Origin of the sequence: uncultured Arenimonas sp., assembly GCF_963976025.1 — a bacterium.
GTDB lineage: Bacteria > Pseudomonadota > Gammaproteobacteria > Xanthomonadales > Xanthomonadaceae > Arenimonas.
This window is the reverse complement of sequence record NZ_CAXBJS010000170.1, coordinates 1-5,567: the sequence shown is the minus strand read 5'-3', so window position 1 is coordinate 5,567 and position 5,567 is coordinate 1. Positions and strand designations below refer to the sequence as shown.

Below are 5,567 nucleotides of genomic sequence, written 5' to 3'. Positions count from 1 at the left end.
CGCCTGGCGCGGCACTCGCGACCGCAGGTGGAGGCCTTCCATGCCCACCTGCTGGCGCTGCCGGAGGTGCTGAGCCTCTACCACGTGGCCGGCGCCGACGACTTCCTGGTGCACGTGGGCGTGCGCGACAGCGACCACCTTCGCGACTTCGCGATGGCCGCGCTGACCAGCCGCGAGGAAGTGGCGCACATCGAAACCCACCTGATCTTCGCCTTCAAGCGCAGCACCGACCTGCCCGTTTACCTGGACGGCGACGAAGCCTGAACTACAGCGAGTCCAGGTCGCCCAGGGCCTGGATAAGCCGGCGCGCGCGTTTGTCGGGTTTGCCGGCCGGCGGCCGGTAGCCGGCGACGGCGGCACGGCGTTCGGCGGCCAGCCGGAGCCGTGTTTCACGCGCGGCCTCGTCTTCGGCGTACAGGCCCTGGGCGATGCTGGCCGGGCCGCGCCGGGCGCTGAGGCCCAGCACCTGGAATTCGAAGACGTCCTCGCCGCGGCGCACCTGCATGGTTTCGCCCACGCGCACGCTGCGCGCCGCCTTGGCGCCCTGCCCGGCCACCTGCACCTTGCCGCCCTCGATGGCCTCCTTGGCCAGGGCACGGGTCTTGAAGAAGCGGGCGGCCCACAGCCAGACATCAAGCCGGACGGGGGTGCCCGTATCGGCGGGCGGGGATTGTTTTGCCATGCACCATGCTACGTCCGGGCGCCGCCCGGGCTCAACGTGCCTGCATTGCCAGGACGGCTTCGATGGCGCGGGCCAGATCGAGCGAACGCGGCGCGGCCAGGCCACCGTAGCGGTCGTCCAGCGCCACCAGCGCGTCGCGCGCGGCGATGACATCGCCGGCATCGAGCCGGGCCTGGACCTCGTCCAGTGCGCCCGCCACCGCGGCGTCGAGATCGCGCCGGCACGCTTCGTTTTGTGGGGTGGCCTGCGCGGGGGACTCCAGGCGGTCGAGCGCCTTGGCGAAGCCGCGGGCATCGGGCACCCAGTGGTCCAGCCGCGCCGGGCCGAAGCCGTGCACACCGGCGAAACACAGGGCCTCGAAACGTTCGCGCGCCAGCGCATCGTTGCGCCGGTTGGGCAGGTCCTGCCCGCCGGAAACCAGCACGAAGCGCCCCTGCGAACGCGCCTGGTCGAACAGTTCGCGCTCCGGCGGCGGCATCAGGCTTTCACCCACCACCACGCTGCCGGCGAACTGCAGGCTGCCCTGGAAAACATCGGGCCAGGCCAGCGCCACCCGCTGGGCCAGGCGCGCGCCGCCGGAAAAGCCGCCGACGTAGCGGCGCGCAGGATCAAGCCGGTACGTGGACGCGGCATACGCTTCGGCGTGCAGCACGGCAGGGATGCGCCGGCCGAAAACATCGGCGTCGTTGCCGGCGCCGCGCGGCATCACCAGCAGCAGGCCGCGCTGTTCGAGCACGCGCTTCCAGTCCGAAGGGATGGCGAACTCGTCCATCGGCGGTACGAACACCAGCAGGCCATAACCTGCTTCGGGCTGGCGCTTTGGCACGTACAGGTCGACCGAAAAATCACCCGGCGCGAAAGGTTCAGCGGCGAGCTTCCTGCCTTCCGCGGCCAGGAAACGGGTAACGTCGCGGCCCGACAGCGGGCTCAGCAAACGGCGCGCGAATTGTGCGCCTTCGACGTGGTTGGATGGGCGCTCGACGGGCTGGTCTTCCAGCAGGCCGGTGGCGGGTGATTGCGCGACCGCCGGCGGGGGAACCACGCAGGCCAGCAGCAGCGCCGCGGCCACGACCGCAGCACGTGCACGCGAACGGGCGCGGCAAGGCACGATCGGCATTCTGCAGGCAACGACCATGGGCCGATCCTGCTACTCCCGCTTCCCCCGGGCAAGTGCGGGCGCCGCCAGCACCACCAATGCAAACGGCCGCCCTGCGGCGGCCGTTTGCTTCAAGCTTGCAGCGTCGATCAGCTGTTCGAACGCGCAGCCAGGTCTTCCTTGATGCGCGCCTTCTTGCCCTGCAGACCACGCAGGTAATACAGCTTGCTCTGGCGGACCTTGCCGTGGCGCTTGACGGTCACCGAGTCGATGATCGCGCTGTGGGTCTGGAACACGCGCTCGACGCCGAAGCCGTGCGAGATCTTGCGCACGGTGAAGGCGGAGTTCAGGCCGGCGTTCTTGATGGCGATGACGACGCCTTCGTAGGCCTGCACGCGTTCGCGGTTGCCTTCCTTGACCTTGACGTTGACGACGATGGTGTCGCCCTGGGAAAACTTCGGCATTTCCCGGGTGGCCTGCTCGGCCTCGAACTGCTGCAGCAGCTTGTGGATGCTCATGATATTTACGCCTGTGATGTTTGTTTTGAGTGCGCGCCAGAGGCCCGGGAACCGTGCGTGGCTATCGTGGATCTGGTCGGTGGACTGACCGTGGAGCCGCGCAGTATACCCGCGCAAGCCCTTGAAAGGGAAGCGGTTCAGGCCCCCGGCGGGTGGCTGGCCCGCCACTGGGCAATGAAGTCCGCCAGCAGGGCCCGGTCGGTGGCGTCCAGCCGGGCCCGGGCCAGCAGGTCCGGGCGGCGCAGCCAGGTCCGGCCCAGGCTCTGCTGCCGGCGCCAGCGGGCGATGGCGGCGTGGTCCCCGGAAAGCAGCACGGCCGGGACCCCTTCGGTGCCGGAGCCCTCCGAGCGGGTGTAGTGCGGGCAGTCCAGCAGACCGTCCTCGAAGCTGTCCTGGGTGGCCGAATCGGCGTGGTTCAGGGCGCCTTCCTGCAGCCGGCCGACCGCGTCCACCAGCACCGCCGCGGCCAGTTCGCCGCCGGACAGCACGTAGTCGCCGATCGACAGCTCTTCGTCCACCTCGCGGTCGATGAAACGCTCGTCCAGGCCTTCGTAGCGGCCGCATAGCAGCAGCAGGCGCGGCAGCGCGGCCAGTTCGCGAACCTTGGCCTGGGTCAGGCGCGGGCCCTGGGGGCTGAGGTAGATGACCCGGGCCGGCGCCGGATCGGCGGCCTTTGCCGCGGCCAGGCAGGCCGAAAGCGGCTCGGCCAGCATCAGCATGCCGGGGCCGCCGCCGAAGGGGCGCTGGTCGACCCGGCGGTAGTTGTCGGTGGCGTAATCGCGCGGGTTCCAGGCCTGCACGGCCAGCAGGCCGCGCTCCTGCGCGCGGCCGACCACGCCCAGCGCGGCGCTGTCGCGGATGAAATCGGGGAACAGGCTGATGACGTCGATGCGCATGGGCGGCACCGGGCTCAGAAGTCCGGGTCCCAGTCGACCACGATGCGGCCGGCCTCGAAATCCACGGAAACGATGTACTGGCCGGTGACGAAGGGCAGCAGGCGCTTGCGCTCGCCTTCGACCACCATCACGTCGTTGGCGCCGGTTTCGAACAGGTGCGAGACCTTGCCCAGGGGAACGCCTTCGGTGGTTTCCACCGCCAGGCCTTCCAGGTCGGCCCAGTAATATTCACCGGGAGCCGGGGGCGGCAGCCGGTCGCGCGGCACCCAGATTTCGGTGCCGGCCAGGGCTTCGGCCTGCTCGCGCGTTTCCACGTCGGGGAAACGGGCGATCACGGTCTTGGTGGTGTCGCGGCCAGACACGCCCGTGATCTCGCGTTCGGACTCGCCGGAACGCAGGATCCAGGGTTGGTAGCGGAACAGGGCGTCGCGGGGCTCGGTCCAGGAAAAGAGCTTGATCTCTCCCCGGACGCCAAAGGCGCCGGCGACCCTGCCCAGCAGGATGCGGCGCCCGTTGGTCATCAGATCAGGCCTCGCGCGGGGCGAGGCCGGGGCCTCAGGCCGCAGCCTTGGCCGAAGAGACTTCCTTCACCAGCGCACTGACCTTTTCGGTCAGCTGGGCGCCGTGGGAAACCCAATGCTCGACGCGCTCGGTGTTGAGCTCGACGCGCTTTTCGTTGCCCTGGGCGACCGGGTTGTAGAAACCCAGGCGCTCGATCGAGCGGCCGTCGCGCTTGTTGCGCGAGTCGGTGACGATGATGTGGTAGAAGGGGCGCTTCTTGGCGCCGCCGCGGGTCAGACGGATCTTGACCATGTGGGTTAGCTCTTTATGCAGTTCTGGGACGGTGGTCCAGACCGCAAGCGGCCCGGGGAATCGCGGATTATAGCGGGATATTGCCGGAGTTGGGAAGGCTGGCGGCTCAGCGGCCCGGGAAGCGGCCGGGGAAGCCCCCGCCCATCAGGCCCTTCATGCCCCGCATCAGACCCTTCATGCCGCCCTGGGACAGCTTGGACATCATTTTTTCCATCTGCTGGTACTGCTTCAGGACCTTGTTCACCTCGGCCGGGCTGGTGCCCGAGCCCCGGGCCACCCGGGCCCGGCGCGAGCCGTTCAGCAAGCCGGGGTTGCGGCGCTCCTTCTTGGTCATCGAATTGATGATGGCCACCATGCGCGGCACTTCCTTGCCGGTGACCTGGGCCTTCACGTGCTCGGGCATCTGGCCCATGCCCGGCAGCTTGTCCATCAGGCCCGACAGGCCGCCCATGTTCTGCATCTGCTCGAGCTGGTCGCGCATGTCGTTGAGGTCGAACTTCTTGCCCTTGGCGACCTTCTCGGCCAGCTTCTGGGCCTTGTCCTTGTCGACTTTCTGCTCGACCTCCTCGACCAGGCTCAGCACGTCGCCCATGTCCAGGATGCGGCTGGCGGCGCGGTCGGGGTGGAACACGTCCAGGCCATCGGGTTTTTCGCCGACGCCGACGAACTTGATCGGCTTGCCGGTGATGTAGCGCACGCTCAGCGCGGCGCCGCCGCGGGCGTCACCGTCGGTCTTGGTCAGCACCACGCCGGTCAGCGGCAGCGCTTCGGCGAAGGCCTTGGCGGTATTGGCGGCGTCCTGGCCGGTCATGGCATCGACCACGAACAGGGTTTCGACCGGGTTGACCGCGGCGTGCAGGGCCTGGATCTCGGCCATCATGGCTTCGTCGATCGTGGTGCGGCCGGCGGTATCCACCAGCAGCACGTCGACGAAGTTCTTGCGCGCGGCGTCGATGGCGGCAAGCACGATGGCCTCGGGCTTCTGCTCGGCGCTGGACGGGAAGAACAGCACGTCCACCTGTTTGGCCAGGGTTTCGAGCTGGGCGATCGCGGCCGGGCGGTAGACGTCGGCCGACACCACCATCACTTTTTTCTTCTTGCGTTCCTTCAGGTGCTTGGCGAGCTTGCCGACCGTGGTGGTCTTGCCCGCGCCCTGCAGGCCGGCCATCAGGATGACCGCCGGGGCCGGCACGTTGAGGTTGAGTTCGCTGGCCGCCGAGCCCATCACGGCGGCCATTTCGTCGCGCACGACCTTGATCAGTGCCTGGCCCGGGGTGAGGCTGGTCAGCACTTCCTGGCCGACCGCGCGCACCTTGATGCGCTCGATCAGGGCCGAAACCACCGGCAGGGCGACGTCGGCCTCGAGCAGCGCGATGCGCACCTCGCGGGTGGCTTCGCGGATGTTCTCCTCGGTCAGGCGGCCGCGGCCGCGCAGTTTCTGGAGGGTGCCGGACAGGCGCTGGGTCAGCGACTCGAACATGGGCCAGGGGTCTTCACGTAAGGGGCGCGAAGTATAACGCGGGGGCGCCGGCGGCCCCCGGCCAGTCGAGAATGGTACTCGG

The 5,567-nt window shown here is 68.9% G+C and carries 8 protein-coding genes; 1 reads left to right on the top strand and 7 read right to left on the bottom strand.

What is annotated here, in order from left to right; all coding sequences use genetic code 11:
• Window positions 1-264 (top strand): Lrp/AsnC ligand binding domain-containing protein (locus AACZ35_RS11825; RefSeq protein ID WP_339829514.1); only part of this gene is annotated, 264 nt, incomplete at its 5' end.
• A 1-nt stretch (window position 265) separates the two neighbouring features.
• On the opposite strand, the gene AACZ35_RS11820 is transcribed toward AACZ35_RS11825, so the two are convergent.
• From AACZ35_RS11820 to ffh, 7 genes are all read right to left on the bottom strand, one after another.
• The gene (locus AACZ35_RS11820; protein ID WP_339829512.1) at window positions 266-682 is read right to left on the bottom strand and encodes an RNA-binding S4 domain-containing protein; all 417 of its coding nucleotides are present in this window, start codon (window positions 680-682) and stop codon (window positions 266-268) included.
• A 31-nt stretch (window positions 683-713) separates the two neighbouring features.
• Window positions 714-1,790 (bottom strand): PHB depolymerase family esterase, encoded by a 1,077-nt coding sequence (locus AACZ35_RS11815; protein ID WP_339829510.1) that lies wholly within the window; start codon window positions 1,788-1,790, stop codon window positions 714-716.
• A 137-nt stretch (window positions 1,791-1,927) separates the two neighbouring features.
• On the bottom strand, window positions 1,928-2,299 hold the full coding sequence (gene rplS / locus AACZ35_RS11810) for a 50S ribosomal protein L19 (protein ID WP_188662987.1): 372 nt from the start codon (window positions 2,297-2,299) through the stop codon (window positions 1,928-1,930).
• Window positions 2,300-2,433: 134 nt separating this feature from the next.
• Window positions 2,434-3,192 (bottom strand): tRNA (guanosine(37)-N1)-methyltransferase TrmD, encoded by a 759-nt coding sequence (gene trmD / locus AACZ35_RS11805; RefSeq protein ID WP_339829508.1) that lies wholly within the window; start codon window positions 3,190-3,192, stop codon window positions 2,434-2,436.
• Between the two features lie 14 nt (window positions 3,193-3,206).
• A complete protein-coding gene (rimM, locus tag AACZ35_RS11800) occupies window positions 3,207-3,713 on the bottom strand; it encodes a ribosome maturation factor RimM (RefSeq protein ID WP_339829506.1) in 507 nt (168 codons plus the stop codon).
• 34 nt (window positions 3,714-3,747) lie between these two features.
• Window positions 3,748-4,005, bottom strand: coding sequence for a 30S ribosomal protein S16 (rpsP, locus tag AACZ35_RS11795; RefSeq protein ID WP_339829504.1), 258 nt, complete (start codon window positions 4,003-4,005; stop codon window positions 3,748-3,750).
• A 106-nt stretch (window positions 4,006-4,111) separates the two neighbouring features.
• Entirely contained in the window at window positions 4,112-5,485 is a 1,374-nt protein-coding gene (ffh, locus tag AACZ35_RS11790) for a signal recognition particle protein (protein WP_339829502.1), read from the bottom strand.
• Between the last annotated feature and the right edge of the window lie 82 nt (window positions 5,486-5,567).

Coding starts and splice junctions, on each gene's coding strand:
- trmD (WP_339829508.1), bottom strand. CDS start 3,192: ATGCGCATCGACGTCATCAGCCTGTTCCCCGATTTCATCCGCGACAGC.
- ffh (WP_339829502.1), bottom strand. CDS start 5,485: ATGTTCGAGTCGCTGACCCAGCGCCTGTCCGGCACCCTCCAGAAACTG.
- AACZ35_RS11820 (WP_339829512.1), bottom strand. CDS start 682: ATGGCAAAACAATCCCCGCCCGCCGATACGGGCACCCCCGTCCGGCTT.
- rimM (WP_339829506.1), bottom strand. CDS start 3,713: ATGACCAACGGGCGCCGCATCCTGCTGGGCAGGGTCGCCGGCGCCTTT.
- rpsP (WP_339829504.1), bottom strand. CDS start 4,005: ATGGTCAAGATCCGTCTGACCCGCGGCGGCGCCAAGAAGCGCCCCTTC.